The organism is Isoptericola sp. BMS4, assembly GCF_011634835.1.
Taxonomy (GTDB): Bacteria; Actinomycetota; Actinomycetes; order Actinomycetales; family Cellulomonadaceae; genus Isoptericola.
This window is the reverse complement of sequence record NZ_SIRP01000001.1, coordinates 2,861,730-2,884,330: the sequence shown is the minus strand read 5'-3', so window position 1 is coordinate 2,884,330 and position 22,601 is coordinate 2,861,730. Positions and strand designations below refer to the sequence as shown.

19 protein-coding genes are annotated in these 22,601 nt (G+C 74.0%); 8 read left to right on the top strand and 11 right to left on the bottom strand.

Going from position 1 to position 22,601, the window contains the following annotated elements:
- The first annotated feature begins 18 nt into the window (after nucleotides 1–18).
- The 4 genes from glnA (EYB28_RS12980) to EYB28_RS12965 all read left to right on the top strand — a co-directional run bounded on the left by glnA (EYB28_RS12980) (nucleotide 19) and on the right by EYB28_RS12965 (nucleotide 6,455).
- A complete protein-coding gene (gene glnA / locus EYB28_RS12980) occupies nucleotides 19–1,356 on the top strand; it encodes a type I glutamate--ammonia ligase (RefSeq protein WP_166848554.1) in 1,338 nt (445 codons plus the stop codon).
- 76 nt (nucleotides 1,357–1,432) lie between these two features.
- Entirely contained in the window at nucleotides 1,433–4,663 is a 3,231-nt protein-coding gene (locus tag EYB28_RS12975) for a bifunctional [glutamine synthetase] adenylyltransferase/[glutamine synthetase]-adenylyl-L-tyrosine phosphorylase (RefSeq protein ID WP_166848551.1), read from the top strand.
- A 119-nt stretch (nucleotides 4,664–4,782) separates the two neighbouring features.
- Nucleotides 4,783–5,772, top strand: a complete 990-nt coding sequence (locus EYB28_RS12970; protein ID WP_166848548.1) for a DUF808 domain-containing protein — start codon at nucleotides 4,783–4,785, stop codon at nucleotides 5,770–5,772.
- A 77-nt stretch (nucleotides 5,773–5,849) separates the two neighbouring features.
- Nucleotides 5,850–6,455: a DinB family protein gene (locus EYB28_RS12965; RefSeq protein ID WP_205710913.1), complete on the top strand. Its 606-nt coding sequence runs from the start codon at nucleotides 5,850–5,852 to the stop codon at nucleotides 6,453–6,455.
- Nucleotides 6,456–6,476: 21 nt separating this feature from the next.
- Here the strand turns inward: EYB28_RS12965 and EYB28_RS12960 are convergent, their stop codons facing one another.
- The 5 genes from EYB28_RS12960 to glnA (EYB28_RS12935) form a co-directional block, all read right to left on the bottom strand.
- On the bottom strand, nucleotides 6,477–8,141 hold the full coding sequence (locus tag EYB28_RS12960) for a fucose isomerase (RefSeq protein WP_166848545.1): 1,665 nt from the start codon (nucleotides 8,139–8,141) through the stop codon (nucleotides 6,477–6,479).
- A gap of 147 nt (nucleotides 8,142–8,288) precedes the next feature.
- Entirely contained in the window at nucleotides 8,289–9,314 is a 1,026-nt protein-coding gene (locus tag EYB28_RS12955) for a LacI family DNA-binding transcriptional regulator (protein WP_166848542.1), read from the bottom strand.
- A gap of 354 nt (nucleotides 9,315–9,668) precedes the next feature.
- Entirely contained in the window at nucleotides 9,669–10,253 is a 585-nt protein-coding gene (locus EYB28_RS12945) for a TetR/AcrR family transcriptional regulator (RefSeq protein WP_255461522.1), read from the bottom strand.
- Nucleotides 10,250–10,672 (bottom strand): SRPBCC family protein, encoded by a 423-nt coding sequence (locus tag EYB28_RS12940; RefSeq protein WP_166848534.1) that lies wholly within the window; start codon nucleotides 10,670–10,672, stop codon nucleotides 10,250–10,252. Before EYB28_RS12940 ends, EYB28_RS12945 begins: the two co-directional genes overlap by 4 nt.
- 189 nt (nucleotides 10,673–10,861) lie before the next feature.
- Entirely contained in the window at nucleotides 10,862–12,286 is a 1,425-nt protein-coding gene (glnA, locus tag EYB28_RS12935) for a type I glutamate--ammonia ligase (protein ID WP_166848531.1), read from the bottom strand.
- A gap of 224 nt (nucleotides 12,287–12,510) precedes the next feature.
- Here glnA (EYB28_RS12935) and EYB28_RS12930 point away from each other — a divergent pair, with 224 nt between their 5' ends.
- Nucleotides 12,511–12,957 (top strand): RDD family protein, encoded by a 447-nt coding sequence (locus EYB28_RS12930; protein WP_166848528.1) that lies wholly within the window; start codon nucleotides 12,511–12,513, stop codon nucleotides 12,955–12,957.
- Nucleotides 12,958–13,078: 121 nt separating this feature from the next.
- Here EYB28_RS12930 and EYB28_RS12925 read toward each other — a convergent pair whose 3' ends face one another.
- The 4 genes from EYB28_RS12925 to EYB28_RS12910 all read right to left on the bottom strand — a co-directional run bounded on the left by EYB28_RS12925 (nucleotide 13,079) and on the right by EYB28_RS12910 (nucleotide 16,190).
- The gene (locus EYB28_RS12925; RefSeq protein ID WP_166848525.1) at nucleotides 13,079–13,813 is read right to left on the bottom strand and encodes a DUF4191 domain-containing protein; all 735 of its coding nucleotides are present in this window, start codon (nucleotides 13,811–13,813) and stop codon (nucleotides 13,079–13,081) included.
- A gap of 32 nt (nucleotides 13,814–13,845) precedes the next feature.
- A complete protein-coding gene (lipA, locus tag EYB28_RS12920; RefSeq protein ID WP_166848522.1) occupies nucleotides 13,846–14,856 on the bottom strand; it encodes a lipoyl synthase in 1,011 nt (336 codons plus the stop codon).
- 122 nt (nucleotides 14,857–14,978) lie between these two features.
- Nucleotides 14,979–15,683 carry a lipoyl(octanoyl) transferase LipB gene (gene lipB, locus EYB28_RS12915; protein WP_166848519.1) on the bottom strand — a complete coding sequence of 235 codons (705 nt, stop codon included), beginning with the start codon at nucleotides 15,681–15,683 and terminating at the stop codon, nucleotides 14,979–14,981.
- Between the two features lie 9 nt (nucleotides 15,684–15,692).
- Nucleotides 15,693–16,190, bottom strand: coding sequence for a MarR family winged helix-turn-helix transcriptional regulator (locus EYB28_RS12910; protein WP_240930548.1), 498 nt, complete (start codon nucleotides 16,188–16,190; stop codon nucleotides 15,693–15,695).
- Nucleotides 16,191–16,227: 37 nt separating this feature from the next.
- Here EYB28_RS12910 and EYB28_RS12905 point away from each other — a divergent pair, with 37 nt between their 5' ends.
- Nucleotides 16,228–18,510: an MMPL family transporter gene (locus EYB28_RS12905; RefSeq protein WP_240930547.1), complete on the top strand. Its 2,283-nt coding sequence runs from the start codon at nucleotides 16,228–16,230 to the stop codon at nucleotides 18,508–18,510.
- A gap of 13 nt (nucleotides 18,511–18,523) precedes the next feature.
- Here EYB28_RS12905 and EYB28_RS12900 read toward each other — a convergent pair whose 3' ends face one another.
- Both EYB28_RS12900 and EYB28_RS12895 read right to left on the bottom strand, forming a co-directional pair.
- Complete coding sequence (locus tag EYB28_RS12900) at nucleotides 18,524–19,183, bottom strand: response regulator transcription factor (protein WP_240930546.1); 660 nt, start codon at nucleotides 19,181–19,183, stop codon at nucleotides 18,524–18,526.
- Nucleotides 19,180–20,274, bottom strand: coding sequence for a sensor histidine kinase (locus EYB28_RS12895; RefSeq protein WP_166848513.1), 1,095 nt, complete (start codon nucleotides 20,272–20,274; stop codon nucleotides 19,180–19,182). Before EYB28_RS12895 ends, EYB28_RS12900 begins: the two co-directional genes overlap by 4 nt.
- A gap of 117 nt (nucleotides 20,275–20,391) precedes the next feature.
- On the opposite strand from EYB28_RS12895, the gene EYB28_RS12890 reads away from it, so the two are divergent.
- Complete coding sequence (locus EYB28_RS12890) at nucleotides 20,392–21,441, top strand: DUF418 domain-containing protein (protein WP_166848512.1); 1,050 nt, start codon at nucleotides 20,392–20,394, stop codon at nucleotides 21,439–21,441.
- Nucleotides 21,428–22,531 carry a Gfo/Idh/MocA family oxidoreductase gene (locus EYB28_RS12885; RefSeq protein WP_166848510.1) on the top strand — a complete coding sequence of 368 codons (1,104 nt, stop codon included), beginning with the start codon at nucleotides 21,428–21,430 and terminating at the stop codon, nucleotides 22,529–22,531. The genes EYB28_RS12890 and EYB28_RS12885 overlap by 14 nt, the downstream gene beginning before the upstream one ends.
- The last annotated feature ends 70 nt before the right edge of the window (nucleotides 22,532–22,601 follow it).

Genomic DNA, 22,601 nt, shown 5'->3' with positions numbered 1-22,601 from the left:
CTCGTGCAGGATGGTCACATGGACAGGCAGCAGGAGTTCGTGCTCCGCACGGTCGAGGAGCGCGACATCCGCTTCATCCGGCTCTGGTTCACCGACGTGCTCGGCATCCTGAAGTCGGTGGCGGTCGCCCCGGCCGAGCTCGAGCAGGCGTTCGCGGAGGGCATCGGGTTCGACGGCAGCTCGATCGAGGGCCTCACCCGGGTCTACGAGGCGGACATGATCGCCAAGCCCGACCCGACCACCTTCCAGGTGCTGCCCTGGCGCGGCGAGCGCCACGGCACCGCGCGCATGTTCTGCGACCTGCTCACGCCCGACGGCGAGCCGTCGCTCGCGGACTCGCGCAACGTCCTCAAGCGGACGCTGGCGAAGGCCAGCGACCGCGGGTTCACCTTCTACACGCACCCCGAAGTGGAGTTCTACCTGTTCAACCAGGTCGAGTCCCCGCAGGCCCCGCTCGTCCCGGTGGACAACGGCGGCTACTTCGACCACCTGGCCCGCGGCAGCACGCACGACTTCCGGCGCGCCGCGATCACGATGCTGGAGTCGATGGGCATCTCGGTGGAGTTCTCCCACCACGAGGCGGGGCCGGGGCAGAACGAGATCGACCTGCGCTACGCCGACGCCCTGACCACGGCGGACAACCTCATGACGTTCCGCACCGTGGTGAAGGAGGTCGCGCTCGAGCAGGGTGTGTTCGCGTCCTTCATGCCGAAGCCGATCGCGGACCAGCCGGGCTCGGGCATGCACACCCACCTGTCGCTGTTCGAGGGCGACCGCAACGCCTTCCACGAGCCGGGGGCCCAGTTCGAGCTCTCCAAGACGGCGCGGCAGTTCATCGCCGGCCTGCTCGTGCACGCCGCCGAGATCACCGCCGTGACGAACCAGTACGTCAACTCCTACAAGCGGCTGTGGGGCGGGTCCGAGGCGCCGAGCTACGTGTGCTGGGGCCACAACAACCGCTCCGCGCTGGTGCGCGTGCCGATGTACAAGCCGGGCAAGGGCAACTCCGCCCGCGTGGAGTACCGGGCGCTCGACTCCGCCGCCAACCCCTACCTGGCCTTCGCCGTGCTGCTGGCGGCCGGTCTCAAGGGGATCGAGGAGGGGTACGACCTTCCGGAGGCGACCGGCGACGACGTCTGGGAGCTGACGGACCGCGAGCGGCGCGCGCTGGGCATCGCCCCGCTGCCGCAGTCGCTCGACGACGCCATCGAGCTCATGGAGGGGTCCGAGCTGGTGGCGGAGACGCTCGGCGAGCACGTCTTCGACTACGTGCTGCGCAACAAGCGCCAGGAGTGGGACGCCTACCGCGCGCAGGTGACGCCGTACGAGCTGCGGCGGTTCCTGCAGCACCTGTGAGGCCCGCCCGTGGGCCGCGGGGCGCGGGCGTGAGACGACCCGCGACCGCGGACCGTGCGCCGCTAGGGTCGGAGGGGTGAGTACCACGTCCGGCACAGGCAGACGCGAGACCCCCACCCGGCGGCTCCTGCAGGCGGGGTTCGCGGACCTCACCCGGTCGGCGACCCTGTGGGCCGACCCGTCGCTGGAGCGGGTGCTGCCCGACGGGGACGGCGTGGCGGTGCTGACGGCGCTCGGCGCCAGCGCCGACCCCGACCTGGCGCTGCTCCAGCTCGTGCGCCTCGCCGAGAGCGAGCCCGCGCGCGAGCAGGTGGCCGCGGCGCTCGCCGCACCGGCCGGCTCCGCGGACGCGGCGCTCCGGGCCCGCCTGGTCGCCGTGCTGGGCGCCTCGTCCGCCCTCGGGGACGAGGTCGTGCGGCGCCCCGAGCTGCTGGACGCCCTGGCCGGCGACGGCGGTCCCGCGGACGCGGAGGGCACCGCCGAGCCCGAGCCCACCGTGCCCGAGCCCGCCGAGGACGCGCCTCACGACGACACGAGGACGGAGGACGTCGGGGTCCCCGACGGCGCCGAGCGCGCCGTCCGCGCGACGCTGCTGCGCGCCGTCGGCGCCGACCCGGACGTCGCGGTCCCGGTGGCGGCCCCGCCCGACGGCGAGCCGGGCCGCGACTGGCCCGACGCCGGGGCACCGACGACCACCGACGCGCTGCGGCGCGCCTACCGGGAGCGGCTGCTGCGCATCGCGGCCGACGACCTCACGGCCCCCGACGCCACCGAGCACCTGCCCGTCGTCGGGGCGGCGCTGGCCGACCTGGCCGCCGCCGCGCTGGAGGCGGCGCTGGCGGTCGCGCGCGCCGAGCTCGAGGGCCCCCAGGACGACCCGCACGGCACCGGCGTGCGCCTGGCCGTCATCGGCATGGGCAAGACGGGCGGCCGCGAGCTCAACTACGTCTCCGACGTCGACGTGGTCTACGTGTGCGAGCCGGGCACCCGGCCGGACGGCACGGCCACGACCGAGGAGGAGGCGCTCGCCGTCGGCACCCGGCTCGCGACCGGGCTGCAGCGGGTGTGCTCGGGCACGTCCGCCGAGCCGGCGCTGTGGCCCGTCGACGCGGCGCTGCGGCCCGAGGGCAAGCAGGGGCCGCTGGTGCGCACGCTCGCCAGCCACGTCGCCTACTACGAGCGGTGGGCCGCGACGTGGGAGTTCCAGGCCCTGCTCAAGGCGCGCCCGGTCGCGGGCGACGCCGAGCTCGGGCGGGACTACCGCGACGCCGTCGAGGACTTCGTGTGGTCCGCCGTCAACCGGGAGAACTTCGTCGAGGACGCCCAGGCGATGCGGCGGCGGGTCGAGGAGCACGTGCCGCCCGCCGAGGCGGACCGGCAGATCAAGCTTGGCAAGGGCGGGCTGCGCGACGTCGAGTTCACCGTCCAGCTCCTGCAGCTCGTGCACGGGCGGACCGACGAGCGGATCCACAGCCCGCACACCCTGACGGCGCTGGCGGCCCTCGCGGCGGGCGGCTACGTGGGCCGTGAGCACGCGGCGCGGATGGGGGAGTGCTACCGGTTCCTGCGGGCGCTGGAGCACCGGGTCCAGCTGTTCCGGCTGCGTCGCACGCACCTGCTGCCGACGGCGGACGAGGACCTGCGCCGTCTCGCCCGCTCCCTCGGGACGGGCGCCGAGGGCGCGGACGGCCTGCAGCGGCGGTGGCGCGCGACCCGTCGCGAGGTGCGCTCCCTGCACCAGGCTGTCTTCTACCGGCCGCTGCTGCCGGCGTCGGCCCAGCTCTCCGACGACGAGCTGTCGCTGTCCCCGGACGTCGCGCGCGAGCGCTTCGCCGCGATCGGCTACCGCGACCCGGACGGCGCCATGCGGCACGTCACCGCCCTCACCGCCGGCACCTCGCGCCGCGCGTCCCTGCAGCGCCAGCTCCTGCCCGTGCTCCTCGGCTGGTTCGCCGACGGCGCCGACCCCGACGCGGGGCTGCTGGCCTTCCGCAAGCTGTCGGACGCCCTGGGCAGCACCCCCTGGTACCTGCGGCTGCTGCGCGACTCGGAGAACGCGGCCTTCCACCTGGCCCGCCTGCTGTCGTCCTCCGCCTACCTCGCCGAGGCGCTCGCACGGTCCCCGGAGTCGGTGCAGTGGCTCGCCGACACGGCGGGGCTCGAGCCACGGGGGGCCGAGCGGCTCGCCGCGGAGGTCGACTCCGTGCTCACGCGCGCGGACGACGTCGACCAGGCGGCGACGAGCCTGCGCGCCGTCCGCCGCCGCGAGCTCGCCCGCACCGGAGCGGCGGAGGTCCTGGGCCTGCTCGACGCCGTCGACGCCGCCGCCGCGATCTCCGACGCCGCCGACATGGTGCTCGTCGGGGGCCTGCGGGTCGCCGAGCACGCGGCCCGCGCCGAGCACGGGATCGCCGGCCCGGCCGACGACCCGACACGGATGCTCGTGGTGGCCATGGGCCGGCTCGGCGGACGCGAGATGAGCTACGGGTCGGACGCCGACGTGCTGTTCGTGCACGACCCGGTCGACGGCGCCGACCCGGGGGCCGCCCAGGCCTTCGCGCAGACGGCCGCGGCGCGGCTGCGGGCCCTGCTGTCCGCCGTCGGGCCCGAGCCGGCGCTGCCCGTCGACGCCGACCTGCGCCCCGAGGGGCGTCAGGGACCGCTGGTGCGCACCCTCGCCTCCTACGCCGAGTACTACCAGCGCTGGTCGAGCGTCTGGGAGTCGCAGGCGCTGCTGCGGGCCCGCCCCGTGGCCGGCGACGTCGAGGGGCTGGGCGCGCGGTTCACCGCGCTCGTCGACCCGCTGCGCTACCGCACCGGCGGGCTGGCGGACGCCGACCTGCGCGAGGTGCGGCGCATCAAGGCGCGCGTCGAGGCGGAGCGACTGCCGCGCGGCGCGGACCCCGCGCGCCACCTCAAGCTCGGCCGCGGGGCCGTGTCCGACGTCGAGTGGACCGCCCAGCTGCTGCAGCTGCAGCACGCCCACGAGGTGCCCGCCCTGCGCACCACCGGGACGGTCGCCGCGCTGGAGGCCGCCGAGGACGCGGGGCTGATCGACGCGGACGACACGTCCTGCCTGCGCGACGCCTGGCACTTCGCCTCCCGGCTGCGGTCCGCCGTCGTGCTGTGGTCGGGGCGCACCAGCGGCGCCCAGGTGGACGTGCTGCCGCACGACCGGCGTGCCCTCGCGGGCGTCGCGAGCCTCATGGGGGACGTCGGTACCGGCGCCGAGCTGGAGGACCTGTACCTGCGCACCGCCCGCCGCGCCCGCGCCGTGATGGAGCGCCTCTTCTACGGCGAGGACTGACGGTGGTGCCGGTGGTCGTGCGTGCTGCCGCGCCGCCGCGTACGGCACCATGAGCACATGCGAACCTCAGGGCTCTCACCGCTCGTCGACGGACGCACGACCCGTGCGGTGGTGACGGCGTGAGCGCCGGCCTGCTCGGGCTGCTCGACGACGTCGCGGCGATCGCGAAGCTCGCGGCCGCGTCGCTCGACGACGTCGGTGCCGCGGCCGGCCGGGCGACGGCGAAGGCCGCGGGCGTCGTCGTGGACGACACCGCCGTGACCCCGCAGTACGTGCACGGCGTGGCCGCCGAGCGTGAGATCCCCATCGTGAAGAAGATCGCGATCGGGTCGATCCGCAACAAGGTCCTGATCATCCTGCCGATCGCCCTGATCCTGAGCCAGTGGGCGCCCTGGTTGCTCACCCCGATCCTCATGCTCGGCGGCACGTACCTGGCGTTCGAGGGCGCCGAGAAGGTCTGGCGGCGCGTGCGCGGGCACACCGACCACGAGAAGCCCGCCGCCGCCGTGGGCCCGGACGCCGAGAAGACGCTCGTGTCCGGCGCCATGCGCACCGACCTCATCCTGTCCGCGGAGATCATGGTCATCGCGCTCGACGAGGTCGCCGACGAGCCGTTCTTCTCGCGCCTCGTGATCCTGCTCGTCGTGGCGTTCGCGATCACCGTGATCGTCTACGGCGTGGTCGCCCTCATCGTGAAGATGGACGACGTCGGCCTGTCGCTGGCGCGGCGCTCCTCCGCGACGAGCCGGCGGGTCGGGCGAGGGCTCGTGTCCGGCATGCCGAAGGTGCTCGCCGTGATCTCCGTCGTCGGGACCGTCGCGATGCTCTGGGTGGGCGGGCACATCCTGCTCGTCGGCGTCGACGAGCTCGGCTGGCACGGACCGTACGAGGTGGTCCACCACCTCGAGGAGGTCGTCGCCCACGCCGTCCCCGGCGTCGGCGGGTTCCTGGCGTGGCTGGTCAACACGTTCTTCTCCGCCCTCGTCGGCGTCGTCGTCGGTGCCGTCGCCGTCGCGGTGATGCACCCGTTCGGCAGCGACGACGACCCGCGCGACGAGGCCCCGGCCGCGGCGGGTTCCGCCGGGGCGGGCGACGGGACGACCGCCTGAGCGATGGTGCCCGGCGCCTGCGCGCCGGCGCGAAAATCACGTGGCGAGCCGGGCCGGGTCCGGTGGACGATGCCGGCATGACCTCCTCGGACGGCGAGACCGCACCCGCGCGGTGGACGAAGGCGACCGTGTACGCCGACATGTGGGTGGACCCGGACGACGACCCGCGTGAGACCGACGCCGCGCGCGACGACGAGCGCGGCATCCTGCTCGAGGACCTGCGCTCCTACCGGTTGACCGTCGAGATGAAGTGCGCCGGTCTGGACGCGGAGCAGCTCGCGCGCCGGTCGGTCCCGCCGTCCACCATGTCCCTGCTGGGGCTGGTGCGGCACCTCACCGAGGACGAGCGGCACGTCCGCAGGATCATGACGGGCGAGGACGCGCCCTGGCTGTACCGCAGCGAGGACGACCGCGACGGGGACTGGAACGGCGCCGTCGCCGACCCCGCCGTGGTGGCGGACGCCTTTCGCCGATGGCGCGACGAGATGGCGGCCACCGACCGGATGGTCGACGGCATCGACGACCTCGGCGCGACGAACGCCGGCCTGTCCGACCTCGGGCCGGAGCCGGGCGGGAGCCTGCAGCTGCGCGAGCTCCTCGTCAGCCACATCGAGGAGTACGCGCGGCACTGCGGCCACGCGGACCTGCTGCGCGAGTGCGTCGACGGCCGCGTGGGCCAGTAGCCCCGCCCGGGCCCGGAGGGGTCAGCGCCCGCCGCCCCCGGCGGTCAGGGCCGTGTCGCCGCACAGGTGGACGGGCATCCCGAGACCGGCGAAGAGCGCCGCCTTGGCCTCCAGCGCCTTGTCGGCCGTCGCGGCGTCGGGGGCGTAGGCCACGTTGAGGTGGTTGGCCTTGTGCCGGGCCATGAACTGGTCGCGGGTGACGCCGTGGAGCACCGCGTGCATGATCGGCCACTCGGGGTTGGTGGCCTGCTTGCGGCGCAGCGTCTCGGCGTCGGGGAGGCGGACCGCGGTCGCGCGGCCGAGGTCGACCTGCAGGCGCCCGTCCGCGATGTAGACGCGGGACCAGACGATCTCGCCGGGCCTGGAGACGCCGTTGATCGTGGAGCCGCCGGCGGGGAAGAACACGGGGTCCTGACGCCAGCCCTCGGCGCCGGCGTACCCGCCCTCGAGGTGGGAGGGCGGCACGGAGCCGGAGATCTCCAGGACCCAGACGAACTGCCCGTCGTACTCCTCGCCCCAGCGCACGTCGTGCAGCGTGGTCGCGGGGTCGAGGCCCATCGCGGTCCAGAGCCGGTGGGTCACCAGCGCGTCGACGGCCACGCCCTCGTCCGCCTCGTTGAAGTGCGGGAACGCCCGACCCTCCCACAGCACGCGCGCGCCGTCGCGCGAGCGCACGGGCGGGCGCCGGGTGTTGTTGAGCAGGCCCTCGGCGAGGTCGGAGGCGGGGGAGAGGTCCTTGAGGCCCTGCTGGTACTGGATGCCGACGGCGTCGAGGCCGAAGTCGTCCGCGATGCGCAGGGCCGCGACGTACATCTTGTGCTGCCAGCGCAGCTGGGCGGGCGTGAGCTCGGTGGCCTCGTCGGTGCCGAGGCGGAACGTCATGCCGGCGTCCTCCAGCCACCGCTGCACCTCGTCGGCCTCGGCGTCGCCCACCCGCTGCATCTCGGCCCACAGCGCGGACTGGGACAGCCGCTCCTTGTAGATGCCGATGCCGGCCAGGAGCTCGTCGTCGAAGATCGCGTTGTACATGCCCATGCAGCCCTCGTCGAAGACGCCGATGATCGCCTTCTCCCGGAGCAGCTGGGCGGCGAGCGCCTCCCCGAGCCGCGTCTCGGGGGTGCCGGGCAGGGCGGGCAGCGCATGGACGTGGGAGTCGTCGTGGGTGACCCGGCCGGTGGTGACCCACTCGCCGATCGCGTCGCGGAACCACGCGTCGGTGCCGTCGACGGTCCAGACCGTGGAGTACTCCCGGCCCATCTTCGTCAGGCCGGCGTTGAGGCCCAGCAGGCCGACGAGGCCGGGCCAGTCGCCGGCGAAGTTCGCGGCGGTGAGGATCGGGCCGCGGTGGGTGCGCAGGCCGGCGAGCACGTGGTGGCTGTACTGCCACACCGCCTCGGCGACGACGAGCGGCGCGTCGGGCGGGATCGAGGCGAAGACGGTCATGCCCATGCGCTGGGAGCTGATGAACCCGTGCCCGGTGACGGGGTCGACGTCGTGGCCGCGCTCCAGGGCCCAGCCGTGCGCGGCGAACGCGGCGGTGAGGATCCGCTCCAGGCCCACCTGGGTGGGCCAGCCGGCGACGTTCGCGGACTCGCGCAGGTCGCCGGACGCCACGAGGTAGGCGGTGCGCGCGGGGGCGGCCGGTGGCTCCGGGAGGGCGGGGACGGCGTAGGCGGGAGTGGTCACGAGGCGGCTCCTTCGGGGCGACGGACGGGTACCCAGCCTGCCAGTAATCGATTACAGCGTGCAAGTGCGGTGCGTGCCGTGGTCGGCGGGCGGGCCCGGCCGGTGGCCCCGAGGTGCGGCGTCGGGAGAGCGGGGGGAAGCGGGTGGTCAGGCCGGGCGGGCCGGGGCCACGGCATCGGTGCCGTCCCCGATCTCCTGGACGAGGTGGCGTGCCGGGGCGTCGCTCCCCGCGATCCGCTCGAGCAGCAGGCGTGCCGCCGTCGTGCCGAGTCCGCGCGGGTTGAGCGGGACCAGGGCGACGTCCGACGTCCGCGAGGTCGCGAACGGCAGGTCGCCGATGACGCCCACGCCCAGCCCCGGGCCGTCGGGTCCGTCGCCGGCCGGCGCGGGCACGGGGCCGCCGTGCCGGTCAGCGAGCGCGCGCAGCACCCCGACGCCGGCGAGGTTGTTGGTCGCCACGACGGCGTCGGGGGCGGGTGACCGCCCGAGCAGGGTGCCGATCGCGTCGTAGCCGCCGTCGACGCGGAAGTTCGCGTGCACGAGCAGGTCGTCGTCCGCGGCGAGGCCCGCGTCGTGCAGGGCGGCGCGCCAGCCCTCGGCCCGGTCGACGGCCGTGCTCGTCGTCGCGGGGCCCGTCACGCACGCGATGCGGCGGAAGCCGCGGTCGAGGAGCGCGGTCGCGGCCCGGTGGCCGAGCGCCCGGTTGTCGAAGGTCACCTGGTCGACGTCGTGGGCGACGCGCCGGTCGATGACGACGACGCTCCTGCCGCGCTCCACCAGTCGGTCGATCGCCGGGTGGGCGTCCGCCGGGGCGAGGACGACGCCCGCCATGTTCTCGACGTCCGCGACGGTGAGATAGAGGTCCTCCTTGTCGGCGCGGTCGTCGGTGTTGCACAGCACGACCGAGTACCCCGCCGCGAGCGCCGCGTCCTCCACCCCGCGCGCCACGGCGGTGAAGAAGGGGTTCTCGACGTCGGGCAGCACGAGGGCGACGGTCTCGCTGTGCCGCCGCCGCAGCGACCGTGCCGTGCGGTCCGGGGTGTACCCGAGCTCCGCGACGGCGTCGTGCACGGCGGCGGCGAGCGCGGGGCGCACGGACTTCCCGTTGAGCACGCGCGAGACGGTCGCCGTGGACACGCCTGCGCGCCGGGCGACGTCGACGATGCGTGTCACGGGGCCTCCTCGGGTCGGGTGCGGTGCTCAGTCTGGCCCATGGCGAGGGCCGTGCGCACGGCGTGACCTGGAGGCTTGCGTCCCGTCCGGCGAGCCGAGGCCGAGGGCTGGTGGAGTCGCGCCGCCGGGGGGTCTTCGTCGTCGGGCTCACGCTCGACGACATCGAGGAGCTCTACCTCCTCCGCCGGCTGCGTTTTCCCCGAGACGTTCGCGGCGCGCCATGGGCGTCGCGCGTGGCCCTGCCTGCCGTCCACGGAGCGACCCGCACCGCGATCCGCGACGCCGCCGCGGCGCACCGGTAGGGGCCTGCTGGGCCTCCGGTCGTCTCGAGACGACGCCACGTTCATGGCGGTGTCACTCCTCGCTCGCGGCTCCACGTGTGCTGCTGTCCGGCAGCGCCGCCCGCATCATGGCGACGAAGCGCGCCATGGCCACGTCGGCCGCGCTCCGGTCGCCCGTGAGCGCGACCTCGAAAAGCAGGCCGCGGGTCTGGGCCAGGGACAGCCGGGCGAGCGTCTCGGCCTCTCCGGGTGCGGCGCCCGCCTTCTCGTAGAAGGAGGTGGTGACGGCGGTCCAGCCGGCGACCCAGGCACGCCACGGCTGGGCGTACTCATGCCCGAGCATCGCGTGGCTGGACAGCTCGAAGAAGAGCGGGGCGAAGGTCTCGGCGGCGTCGGCGATACGGTGCCACAGGTTGAGCGCGGCACCCAGGGGGTCGTCGTCCGACGTGGTGATGTGGGCGAGCTCGTCGCGTTCGCTGTGCTCGACGTGCTCCATCACGGCGCCGAGCAGTCCTTCCCTAGAGCCGAAGTGGTAGTGCAGCATCCGGTGACTGGTGCCCAGTGCGGCGGCCAGGGCCCGCATGCTGGTGTCGCCCACGCCGTGCTCTCCGAACCATGCCACCGCACGTTGCAGCAGTGCGTCTCGCGCTGTGCTCACGGGCGCGCCTCGGCGAGCCGCGCGAGCGTGGCCGCCTCCGCGTCGAGGAAGCGGAGCGTCTTCCGGCGGAAGGTCAGGCGTACCGGTCCGGCGAGTGGTCCGTGCCACGCGATCCCGAGCGTGAGCTCACTCCCGGAATCGTGGTCGCGGAGGTGGTGGGTCGCCACGGTGCGGACGCCGCGCAGCGGGGCCTGCCAGGTGAAGGCGCGGCCCGGCTGCCACTCGGTGATCTCGTACGTCGCCTCGGCGAGCCCCGGCTGCCTGACGCGGAACCGGGAGCCGACGGCGATCGGGCCGACGCCGTCGACGCGCTCGATCTCGTCGACGGTCGGGAGCATCCCGGCCCACGCCTCGAGGTCGCCGAGGAAGTCCCAGACGTGGTTCCGTGCGGCGTGGATGACACGTTCGATGGTCAGCATGTACCAGATGGTACAACTCGCCGCGGCGGTCCCTACGGGCGAGCGTGCACCGCGGCATCGTCTGGGGGATGACGCATCCGTGACACGGGAGCATGCGAAACGGCGACCGACGCTGCACAACGTCGATTGACGTCCGTGCAGGTCAGCCGCCGTTTCGGTGACCCGGTCAGGCCCTACGCGGGCCGCCGATCAGATGTCGTAGTAGAGCTCGAACTCGTGCGGGTGCGGGCGCAGCCGGATCGGGTCGATCTCGTTGGAGCGCTTGTAGTCGATCCAGGTGGCGATGAGGTCCTCGGAGAAGACGTCGCCCTGGGTGAGGAACTCGTGGTCGCGCTCGAGGTTGTCGAGGGCCTCGCCGAGCGAGGCGGGGACCTGGGCGATCTGCGCGTGCTCCTCCGGGGGCAACTCGTACAGGTCCTTGTCGACCGGCGCCGGGGGCTCGATGCGGTTCTTGATGCCGTCGAGGCCCGCGAGGAGCTGGGCGGCGAACGCCAGGTACGGGTTGGCCGACGGGTCCGGCACGCGGAACTCGACGCGCTTGGCCTTCGGCGAGGAGCCGGTGACCGGGATGCGGATGCACGCGGAGCGGTTGCGGGCCGAGTAGACCAGGTTGACCGGGGCCTCGTAGCCGGGGACCAGGCGGTGGTAGGAGTTCACCGACGGGTTGGTGAAGGCCAGCAGCGACGGGGCGTGCTTGAGCAGGCCGCCGATGTACCAGCGGGCCGTGTCCGAGAGGCCACCGTAGCCCTTCTCGTCGTAGAACAGCGGGTCGCCGTTCAGCCACAGGGACTGGTGGGAGTGCATGCCCGAGCCGTTGTCGCCGAAGATCGGCTTCGGCATGAAGGTGACGGACTTGCCCGCCTGCCAGGCGACGTTCTTGACGACGTACTTGAACTTCATCAGGTCGTCGGCGGAGTGCAGCAGGGTGTTGAACTTGTAGTTGATCTCCTGCTGACCGGCGGTGCCCACCTCGTGGTGCGCGCGCTCGACGTCGAGGCCGACCTCGGCGAGCGCGGCGCAGATGTCGTCACGCAGGTCCGCGAACTGGTCGTTCGGGGAGACGGGGAAGTAGCCACCCTTGTACCGCGTCTTGTACCCGAGGTTGCCGCCCTCCTCCTCGCGACCGGTGTTCCACGCGGCCTCGACGGAGTCGATGTGGTAGTACCCCTCGTTCGACGCGGTCTTGAAGCGCACGTCGTCGAAGATGTAGAACTCGGCCTCGGGCGCGAAGAACGCGGTGTCCGCGATGCCGGTGGAGCGCAGGTACGCCTCGGCCTTGGCGGCGATGGTGCGCGGGTCGCGGGAGTACGGCTCGTCCGTGAACGGGTCCACGATCGAGAAGTTCATGATGAGCGTCTTGCGCTTGCGGAACGGGTCCAGGTACGCGGTGGTGACGTCCGGCACGAGCTTCATGTCCGACTCGTGGATCGCCTGGAAGCCGCGGATCGAGGACCCGTCGAACATGAGGCCGTCGGTGAACGAGTCCTCGTCGAACTGCTCGACGGGGATGTTGAAGTGCTGCATCACGCCCGGCAGGTCGATGAACCGGACGTCGATGAACTCCACCCCCTCACGACGGGTATAGGCGATGGCCTCGTCGGCGTTGGTGAACATGCGTGCGCTCCTTGCTGGACTTACCGCTCGGACATACCGCGCGGACGTGCCGCGGTGAGGGGCCGTGGGTCGGCGTGCCCGACGCTAGAAGGGAGTCGTTACCCTGGCATGGCCCCGGTGTTTCCGGCATGTTACACACGGGGTGGTGCGGCGGTCGGGACCGTCCGGCAGATGACGCGGGACGGCGGCTCAGGCGCAGGGAGCGCCCGACGTAGGCTGGCACCATGCCATCACGCGAGGACATGGGGTCGTGGCTCGAGGGCGGCTCCGGGGCGGGGCCCGGCGGGTCGTCAGCCGAGCGCCTGGGCCTGCCCGAGTCCGGCCCGGGGTCGCCGGCGCCGCTGTCCCGCCGGCTGGTCGCGCTCGTCCTCGACTGGCTCGTGGCCATGCTCATCAGCTACCTGCTCGCCGACGCGAACTCGTGGGCGACCCTGGGCATCTTCGCCCTGGAGAACCTCCTGCTGGTGAGCACGGTCGGGTTCACTCTCGGGCACCGGATCCTCGGCCTGCAGGTGCGGGTGCTCGGTGCCCCGGCCGGAGTCCTGGTCGGCTTCGCGCGCGGCGCGGTCCGCACCGTGCTGCTGTGCCTGGTCATCCCCGCCGTCGTGTGGGCCTCCGACGGGCGAGGCCTTCACGACCGCGCCGCCGGCACCGTCATCGTCCGGCGGTGACGGCTGGGGTCGGAGATGACCTGGCCGTCGCGCTGACCCGGCCGTGACCTGACCCGGCCGTGACACGACGAGCCCCCGGCGCCGTCAGGCGCCGGGGGCTCGTCGTGTTGCCGGGTCGCGGTCAGCGGCCGCGCATCCCCTTGCGGTCGGGGCGCGCCCGCATCGGGTCGACGCCCTTCGGGATCGGCAGGCGGGCCCCGCCGAGCGCCTTGAGGCGCTTGCGCACCTGGTCGGCCTCGGGCTTGGTGAGCGTGCGCTTGAGCTTCTGCACCTTGCGGGCCACCTTCGGCAGGGGCACCTGGCCCTCGCCGTCGCCGCACTGGACCAGCGTGACCGGCACGTTCGGCAGCACGCGGGAGACCTTCCGGCGCTCGTCCTCCAGCATCTTGGTGACCCGGTGCGACGGGCCCTCGCTGACGAGCACGACGCCGGGACGACCCACCCCACGGAAGATGAAGTCCTGGGTGCGCGGGTTGATCGCGACCGGCTCGTCGTCGAACACCCAGCCGCCGCGCACCGTGCCGAGCGCGGCACGCGCGGCTCCGGGCTGCCCGGCGATCTGCGTGTACGCCGCCTTCTCCGCCTTGCGGGTCAGGGTGAACATCGAGGCGAGGAGCGCGAACGGCAGCCCGACGATCGTCGCGTATACGGGGGCGTCGAAGACCAGCCCGAGGATCAGCGCGACCGCGAGGACGCCGACGAAGACGCCGAGGATCACCCAGGTGACGGTCGGGTCCTGCTTGCGCGTCATCTGGTACGCGGCCCACACCTGGTGGTACCAGCGCTGCTTCTTCGGCTTCTTCTGCTTGCCGGTGCCCTCTGCGGGCGCGTCGGCGTCGGACTTGGAGCGGGCCATGGTGGTCCAGTCTAGTGGGCGGGCGGGTGTGGTCAGTGGGTGGTGGGCGAGAGCAGGCTCGCCGCCTCCTGGCGTGCCGTCGTCGGCTCGGCCAGGTGGGACAGGGCCTCGGGGATCGGCCGCCCGTGCTTGGTCATCGCCTGGCCCCAGAGGCGCCCCGCGCGGTAGGACGACCGCACGAGGGGACCCGCCATGACGCCGAGGAAGCCGATCTCCTCCGCCGCCTGCGACAGCTCGACGAACTCCTCGGGCCGCACCCAGCGCTCGACCGGGTGGTGGCGCACCGACGGGCGCAGGTACTGGGTGATGGTGATGAGGTCGCACCCGGCCTCGTGCAGGTCGACCAGCGCCTCGCGCGCCTCGTCGATGGTCTCGCCCATGCCGAGGATGAGGTTCGACTTGGTGATGAGGCCGGCGTCGCGGGCCCGGGTCAGCACCGACAGCGACCGCTCGTAGCGGAAGGCGGGGCGGATCTGCTTGAAGATCCGCGGCACCGTCTCGACGTTGTGCGCCATCACCTCGGGGCGCGACTCGTTGACCTGGTCCAGGAGCTCCGGGATCGCGTTGAAGTCCGGGATGAGCAGCTCGACGCCCGTGCCGGGGTTGAGGGCGTGGATCTGGCGCACCGTCTCGGCGTACAGCCAGGCGCCGCCGTCCGGCAGGTCGTCACGGGCGACGCCGGTGACCGTCGAGTACTTCAGGCCCATCGTGCGCACGGACTCGGCGACGCGGCGCGGCTCGTCGGCGTCGAACTCGGCCGGCTTGCCCGTGTCGATCTGGCAGAAGTCGCACCGGCGGGTGCACTGGTCGCCACCGATGAGGAACGTGGCCTCGCGGTCCTCCCAGCACTCGAAGATGTTGGGACAGCCCGCTTCCTCGCACACCGTGTGCAGGCCCTCGCCCTTGACCAGGCCCTTGAGGTCCCGGTACTCCGGGCCCATCACGGCCTTCGTCTTGATCCACTCGGGCTTCTTCTCGATGGGCGTCTCGGCGTTGCGGGCCTCGATGCGCAGCATGCGGCGGCCCTCGGGTGCGATCGTCACGGGTGTCTCCCGGTCGTCGTCGAGCAGGTGGACGCCCGGCGGGGCGGGTCTGTGCTGGCCCGATGTGCCGCGCCGGACGTCGTCAGACTACGTGAGAGCCGCGCGCCGGAGGACCCCGACTCTCACGGCCTGGACGTGACCTCAGCAACACCGGCGGCACGAGAGACACCAGAGACACCAGAGGCACCGCGCACCGCGGCCCGCAGCGGAGCGAGCTCGCGGGCCAGCGCCTCGGTGAGCGGCGCGACCACCTCGTCGAGCGTGACGGTGCGACCGGTCTCGATCGTCAGCGACGTCACGTCCGCGTCGGTGATGCCGCACGGCACGATGGTCTCGAACCGGCTCAGGTCCGGGCAGCAGTTGAGGGCGATGCCGTGCATCGTGACGCCCTTGGCGGTGCGCACGCCGATGGCGCAGACCTTGCGCTCGCGGCGCGTGTCGTCCGCCGCCAGCCACACGCCCGTGCGGCCCTCCACGCGGATCGTGTCCAGGCCTTGGAGGGCGCACACGCCCATGACGGCCTCCTCGAGGGCACGGACGTAGGCGACGACGTCGACCGGCTCGGCGAGGCGCAGGATCGGGTAGACGACCTGCTGGCCGGGCCCGTGCCAGGTGACCTTGCCGCCGCGGTCGACGTCGACGACCGGCGTGCCGTCCGTCGGGCGTTCGTCGCGGTGGGTGCGCCGCCCGGCGGTGTACACGTCGGGGTGCTCGACGACGATCAGGGTGTCGGGCCGCTCGCCGGCGACGACCTCGGCGTGGACGCGGCGCTGCAGCTCCCACGCCTCGTGGTAGTCGGTCAGCCCGGGCAGCGCGAGGACGTCCATCGGGTCAGACTAACCCTCGCCGTCGACGTCGCCGTCGGAGCTCCGCTGGGCCCGGACCATGGCGACGAGGAGGGCGCGGAGCTGCTCGACCTGCGCAGGGTCGAGACCGCGGGACGTCAGGTCCTCGGCGGGCTGGACCCGGGATGCCTCGAGGACGGCGCGCCGCCCGGGGTCGGTGATGGTGACGGCGCGACGACGGCGGTCGCGGGGGTCGTCGTCGCGCGTGACGTACCCGGAACGCTCGAGGCGCGTGACGATGCGACTCATGGTCTGCTCGGTGACCCCGCTGCGGGCCGCGATCTCCCGCTGGGTGAGGGGTCCGCCCAGCAGGTGCAGGAGGACGGGGTGTCCGGCGTGGTTGAGCTCCCAGGCCGCCAGGTGTGCGTTCCAGTCCCTCTCGATGCGGCGCGCGACGGTGAAGAGCAGGCGTCCCGTGGGCCACTGACCCGGGTCCTCGCTCGTGGGCTCGGGCTCCTGCTCGCCCGGCCATCGCGCGACGTCGCTCACTTGCACTCCCATCTCCGTGTTTGTCATGATACTCAGCATGCTGAGCAATAGGTGGGGCGGAGCTCTCCGCGGACTGATCATTCTGGCAGCCCTCGGTGTGTGGCTCGCCGTCGGCGCCTTCGGCGGGCAGGCGCAGGGCAACCTGAGCAGCGTCCAGACGAACGAGTCCTCGGCGTTTCTGCCGGAGAGCGCGGAGTCCACCCGGGCCGCGGAGCTCGCCGCCGAGTTCGCCGACGACACCACCCTGCCCGCCCTGCTCGTCGCGGAGACCCCCGACGGGTCCCCGCTCACCCAGGCCCAGCTCGGGCAGGTCCAGGCCTACGCCGACGCCGTGCCGGACTCGCCGCTCGAGGGCACCTCCGGCGACGAGCCCGCCACGGTGGGCGAGGTGAGCGTCGCCGACCCCGTCGTCGTGCCCTCCGAGGACGGCGAAGCGGCCCTCGTGGTGATCTCCCTGGACGCCGACCTCGCCCAGGAGGACGTCGGCGCGGACGAGTCCAGCGTCGCGGGGCTGTCGATCACCGCGCTGCGCGACCTCGCCGCGGCGGACACGGCCGACGGCGGTCTCGCCGGGTCCGGTCTCGACGCGTGGGTCACCGGGCCCGCCGGGTTCGTCGCCGACCTGACCAATGCCTTCGGAGCCATCGACACCGTGCTGCTGCTGGTCGCCCTCGGCGCCGTGCTGGTCATCCTCGCGCTCGTCTACCGCTCACCCGTCCTGCCCTTCGTCGTCATCATCAACGCCGTCCTGGCCCTGAGCCTCGCCGGGCTCGCGGTGTATCACCTCGCCGCCAACGACATCCTGGTCCTCAACGGCCAGTCCCAGGGCATCCTGTCGATCCTCGTCGTCGGCGCCTCCGTGGACTACGCGCTGCTCGTCGTCGCGCGGTACCGCGAGGAGCTCGGCCGCGTCGACTCCACCTACACCGCACTGCGGCGGTCGGTGCGCGCCTCCCTCGAGCCCATCGCCGCCAGCGCCGGCACCGTCGTCGCCGGGCTGCTGTGCCTGCTGCTGTCCGACCTGTCCTCCAACCGCAGCCTCGGCCCGGTCGCCGCGATCGGCATCATCGCGGCCTTCCTGTCCGCCTTCACCCTGCTGCCCGCCCTGCTGCTCGTCGGCGGACGCCGCGCCCGCTGGGTCTTCTGGCCCCGCGTCCCGCACGGTCCCGGCCACGCCCGGCACGGCACCGGTGCCCCCGCCGCGCAGCCCGCAGCGGCTGACGCCCCGGACGACGACAACGCGGTCTCCGTCGCCGGCCACGGTCTGTGGTCGCGCGTCGCCGGGTTCGTCGGCCGGCACGACCGGCCCGTCTGGATCGTCACCGCACTCGTGCTCGCCGCTGCCGCGGCCTTCGTGCCGACCCTCGACTCCGACGGCACCGGGGACTCCGAGGTGTTCCTCACGCAGGTGGACTCCGTCGACGGTGAGGAGGCGCTCACCTCCCACTTCGAGGGCGTCTCCGCCCAGCCGGCGACCGTCGTCGCGCCCGCGGACGACCTCGACGCGGTCGTCGACGCCGCCGGAGCCACCACCGGAGTCGCGGCCGCGACTCCCGTCACCGACCAGCCCGCCCCGGCGCCCGGTGCGCCCGCCCAGGGCGACCCGCTCGTCGTCGACGACCAGGTCCGCGTCGACGTCACCACCGAGGCGCCGTCCGACAGCCAGGAAGCCGTCGAGACCGTCCAGGCGCTGCGCGAATCCGTCCAGGAGGTCTCCCCGGACGCGGTCGTCGGGGGAGCGGCCGCCGAGAGGCTGGACACCCAGCTCGCCGGGCAACGAGACCTGCGGGTCATCGTGCCCGTGGTGCTCCTGGTCATCCTCGTCATCCTCATGCTGCTGCTGCGCTCGGTCCTGGCGGCCGTCCTCCTCATGGCCGCCAACGTGCTCTCGTTCGGCTCGGCGCTCGGCGTCGCAGCGATCCTGTTCAACCACGTGTTCGACTTCCCCGGCGCCGACCCGTCCGTCCCGCTGTACGCGTTCTGCTTCCTCGTCGCCCTCGGCGTGGACTACTCGATCTTCCTCATGACCCGGGTGCGCGAGGAGAGCCTGCAGATCGGCACCCGGCGCGGCGTGCTGCGAGGCCTGGCCGTCACCGGGTCGGTGATCACCTCCGCCGGAGTCGTGCTCGCCGCGACCTTCGCGGCGCTCGGCGTCATCCCGCTGCTCTTCCTCGCCCAGCTCGCGTTCATCGTCGCGTTCGGCGTGCTGGTCGACACCCTCGTGGTCCGCAGCCTCCTCGTCCCCGCCCTCGTCCACGACGTCGGGGACCGGGTGTGGTGGCCGGCGCGCCTCGCCCGCGCGGGCGGGCGCCGCGCCTGACCCGCCCCAGGAGTCAGACCCGGTCGATGCCGGCGTCCCGGGCGAGCAGCGCGGCCTGCAGCCGGCTGGAGCACCCGAGCTTGCGCACCAGCGCGGACACGTGGCCCTTGACGGTCGGGACGCCGATGCCGAGGTCGTCGGCGATCTGCCCGTTCGACATGCCCGCCGCCAGGGAACGCAGCGTCTCGAGCTCCCGGTCCGTCAGCGTGCGTCGGATCATGGCCGCCAGCGCGGCCTCGTGCGTCGTGCGCCGCGACAGGCGCCGCACCACCGGCGGCGCGAGCACCTGGTGGCCGGCCGCCGCGGCACGCACCACGTGCACCAGGTCGCGGGGCGCGCTCGACTTCAGCACGTAGCCGGCGGCGCCGTGGTGGAGCGCGGCGTCGACGTCCCGGCCGGAGTCGAACGCCGTGAGGACCACCACCCGGGCTCCGAGCGCCGCGAGCGGTGCGACGGCGTCCAGGCCGTCCCCGCCCGGCATCCGCAGGTCGAGGAGGACGACGTCGGGGCGCAGCCGGCCCGCCTCGCGGACCGCGGCCGGGCCGTCGTGCGCCCGGCCGACCACCCGGAGCGCGGCGTCGCCGCCCAGCATCGCCGCCAGGTGCGCGCAGACCTGCGGGTCGTCGTCCACGAGCAGCACGTCGACGAGGCGGCCCGGCGCTCCGAGGGTCACGACGCCTCCCCGGTGCGCGGCACGCGCACGTCCACCTCGAAACCGCCCTCGGGCGTCGGTGCCGCCTCCAGCCGCCCGCCCAGCGCGGCCGCGGCTCGTCGTAGCCGGTCCAGGCCCGTGCCCGCCCCGGTCCCCGGGCCCCGGCCGCCCGCCGCCGCGCCGTCGTCACGGACCAGGAGCCGGACGGACGCCGCGCGCACCGCCAGATGGACCGCGACGGCGGCACCCGCCGCATGCTTGCGGGCGTTCGCCAGGGCCTCCCTCACGGCGTCGTCGACCAGCCCGGCCACGGGGTCGCCGGGATCCAGCGCGTCACCGACCTGGTGCGACGTGACGTCCTGGCCCGCGGCGACGGCCTCCTCGACGACCCGCGTCCACGACGGGGGTCGGGTCGTGCTCACGCCGGCGCCCGGCGCCGGATCGGACAGCGCGGCCACCATGTCGCCCAGCTCCCGCAGGGCGTGCACGCCGTGCGCGCGCACGCCCTCGGCCTCCGTACGCACCGCGTCGTCGGGGGCGCGCGCCGCGAGCACACCGGCCCGCATCACCGCGAGCGTGACGTGGTGCGTGACGGCGCCGTGCAGGTCGGCGGCCACCCGGCGCCGGTCCTCGGTGCGCGCCGTCCGGACCACCTGCTCCTCGAGGCACTCCAGCGCCTCGGCCCGCCCGCGGGCATAGAGGCCCGCCGTCGCCGTGGCCGCGGCCAGGAGCACGCCGCTGACCGGGTCGCCGCCGGCCCACAGGTCGGCGCCGACGACCCAGCCTGCCGGCGCGGCGAGGCCGCACACCACCGTGGCCGCACCGCGCCGGCCGTACCGGGCCGCCGAGTAGGGCATCACCAGGGCCGCGTACGACGGCACCACGACGGACAGGCCCCCGAGCGCCAGCGCGCAGACGCGCGGCCGCCGGCGGCGCAGGACGACGAGCACGACGGCGGACGCCACGTGGACGGCGACCGCCGCCTCGGGCGACACCGGCAGCAGGAAGTCGGTGCCGGCGCCCCGCAGGACGTCGCGCCACACGCCGGCGGCGACCACGGTGGCGCCGAGCAGCACGTCCGCGGCGATCCGCTCGAGCGGCAGAAGTCTCATCGCCGCCATCCTCCGGTACCCGCCGGCGCGAGCGCAGCACGGACGCGCGAAAGACCCCCTCCTTTGGTCGTACCCGCGCGTCTTGAGGAGAGCGTCCGAACGGCGTGGGGTAGGAGCGTGACATCGGAGAACCGGATCGAGGACCTCGACGTCGTGCGCGGGCTGGCGCTGTGCGGCATCCACGTGGTGAACGTCTACCAGCAGGTCGTGCTGCCGCAGGTGTACCCGGAGGGGATCGGGTTCGGCCTCGCCGAGCTGCCCGACGTCGTCCGGTACGGCTTCTACGAGCGCTTCCTGCCCCTCTTCACGCTGCTGTTCGGGGTCTCCGCCGGCATCTTCCTGGCCCGCGCCGCACGCCGGACCGACCGCCCGCGCGTGGTGCTCGCGCGCCGCCTCGCGGCGCTCGCGGTCCTCGGAGTCCTGCACCAGCTCGTCCATCCGGGGGAGGTGCTGCTCGTGTACGCGGTCCTCGGGCTGGTCGTCCTGCTTCCCGGCTCGTGGCTCACCGGCACGGCGGCGTGCGTGACGGGTGTCGCGCTGGTGCTCGTCGGCGGCCAGCTCGTCCCTGGCTACGGCGTGATGCCGGGGCTGCTCGTCCTCGGCCTGGGACTGGCGCGCCGGGGTGTCCCCGAGGGCCTCGGCCGGCACCCCGGTCGCGTCGCCGCGACGTTCGCCACCTGCACCGCCGTCGCGGTCGCGTACATCGGCGCGATCTCGGCCGGCGTCTCGGTGCCGACGCTCTCGTGGGGCTGGTCGAGCCTCACCGGCCAGCTCGTCGGGATCTGCACCGGCCTCGCGTACGCCACCGGGACCGTGCTGCTGCTGCGCACCCGGGCCGGCGGGGCCCTGCGCGCCGCGCTCGCACCCATGGGACGCACGGCCCTGACGAACTACCTGCTCGCCACGGCACTGATGCTGGGCCTCGCCGGGCCGCTCGGCATCGACGGCCTGGACGACGGCGGGGCGATCGCCGTCCTGGTGCTGCTGATCATCGTGCTGGAGGCCGTCGCGAGCGCGTGGTGGCTGCGCCGGTTCCGCTACGGGCCGGTCGAATGGCTCTGGCGCTGCGTGACGTGGTGGGAGCGGGTGCCGCTGCGGCGCGCCGGTCCCGGTGACGACGTCGCTGCGGACGTCGTCGGGCACCATGGTCGTCATGGTCACGCATGAGGACGACGCGACGGACGAGACCACCGCGGACGCCCGTGGAGGAGGGGAGCACCCGCGGGTCCGGCTCGCGATCGTCGGCTACGGCGGCGCCGGGCGCGAGATCCACGGGCGCCTCGCGGCCGAAGCCGGTCTGCCCGTGACAGCGGTCGTCACCCGCGACCCGGGGCGGCGCACCCAGGCGGCCGGCGACTGGCCGGGCGCGCGGCTGCACCGGACCCTCGACGAGCTGCTGGCGGCCCGCGGCACCTACGACCTCGTGGTCCTCGCGAGCCCCACGGCACGGCACGCCGAGCACGCGGCCGCGCTCGCCCGCGCCGGGGTGCCGTTCGTCCTGGACAAGCCCATCGGCGTCGACGCCCACGAGGCGCGCGCCGTCGTCGAGGAGGCCGCCGCGACCGCCACGCCGTTCACGGTCTTCCAGAACCGGCGGTGGGACCCGGAGCAGCTCACCCTGGAGGCGCTGCTCGCGCGCGGGGAGCTGGGCGACGTGCACACCTTCGAGCGCCGCTGGGAGCGCTGGCGCCCCACGCCGCGCCAGCGCTGGAAGGAGAACGACCCGACCGGCGGCGGGCTGCTGCTCGACCTCGGCCCCCACCTCGTCGACTCCGCCACCCGCCTCTTCGGGCCCGTACGGTCCGTGTGGGCGCAGACCCGAGCCCTGACGACGCCCACCGAGGACGACGTCTTCCTGGTGCTGCAGCACGAGCCCGGCGGCGGGGCCGCCGCGAGCCCCCACGGCGTGGTGTCCCGCCTGTGGGCAGGGTCCGTCGTCGGCGCGCCCGGGCCGCGCACCCGCGTGCTCGGCTCCGCGGGAGCCTACGTCGTCACGACGTTCGAGCAGGACGCCTCGCCGTTCGAGCTCTTCGACGACGACGCCCCGGACGGGACCCTCGGATGGTTCACCCGCGGCCGGGACCGGCAGCCCGTGCCCGCCGCCGAGGGCGGGCACGCCGACTTCTACCGCGCACTCGGCCCGTGGCTGCGCGGCGAGGCCCCCGCCCCGGTCGACCCCGCCGACGCCGTGCGGACCGCCGAGGTGCTCGACGCGGCCCGGGAGTCGGCCCGCCGCGGCTCCCGCGTCGACGTCTGAGACCCGCGCGGGCCCGTCAAGCCCTGTGGACGAGCGCAGCGCGGGCACGACCGGACGGTGTTCCATGGGC

Bases quoted from the DNA above. Each gene is read 5' to 3' on its own strand.
- EYB28_RS12905 (WP_240930547.1), top strand. From the start codon at position 16,228: ATGCTGAGCAATAGGTGGGGCGGAGCTCTCCGCGGACTGATCATTCTG.
- lipB (WP_166848519.1), bottom strand. From the start codon at position 15,683: ATGGACGTCCTCGCGCTGCCCGGGCTGACCGACTACCACGAGGCGTGG.
- EYB28_RS12895 (WP_166848513.1), bottom strand. From the start codon at position 20,274: ATGAGACTTCTGCCGCTCGAGCGGATCGCCGCGGACGTGCTGCTCGGC.
- glnA (WP_166848554.1), top strand. From the start codon at position 19: ATGGACAGGCAGCAGGAGTTCGTGCTCCGCACGGTCGAGGAGCGCGAC.
- EYB28_RS12930 (WP_166848528.1), top strand. From the start codon at position 12,511: ATGCCATCACGCGAGGACATGGGGTCGTGGCTCGAGGGCGGCTCCGGG.
- EYB28_RS12925 (WP_166848525.1), bottom strand. From the start codon at position 13,813: ATGGCCCGCTCCAAGTCCGACGCCGACGCGCCCGCAGAGGGCACCGGC.
- glnA (WP_166848531.1), bottom strand. From the start codon at position 12,286: ATGTTCACCAACGCCGACGAGGCCATCGCCTATACCCGTCGTGAGGGG.
- EYB28_RS12940 (WP_166848534.1), bottom strand. From the start codon at position 10,672: ATGCTGACCATCGAACGTGTCATCCACGCCGCACGGAACCACGTCTGG.
- EYB28_RS12885 (WP_166848510.1), top strand. From the start codon at position 21,428: ATGGTCACGCATGAGGACGACGCGACGGACGAGACCACCGCGGACGCC.
- EYB28_RS12965 (WP_205710913.1), top strand. From the start codon at position 5,850: ATGACCTCCTCGGACGGCGAGACCGCACCCGCGCGGTGGACGAAGGCG.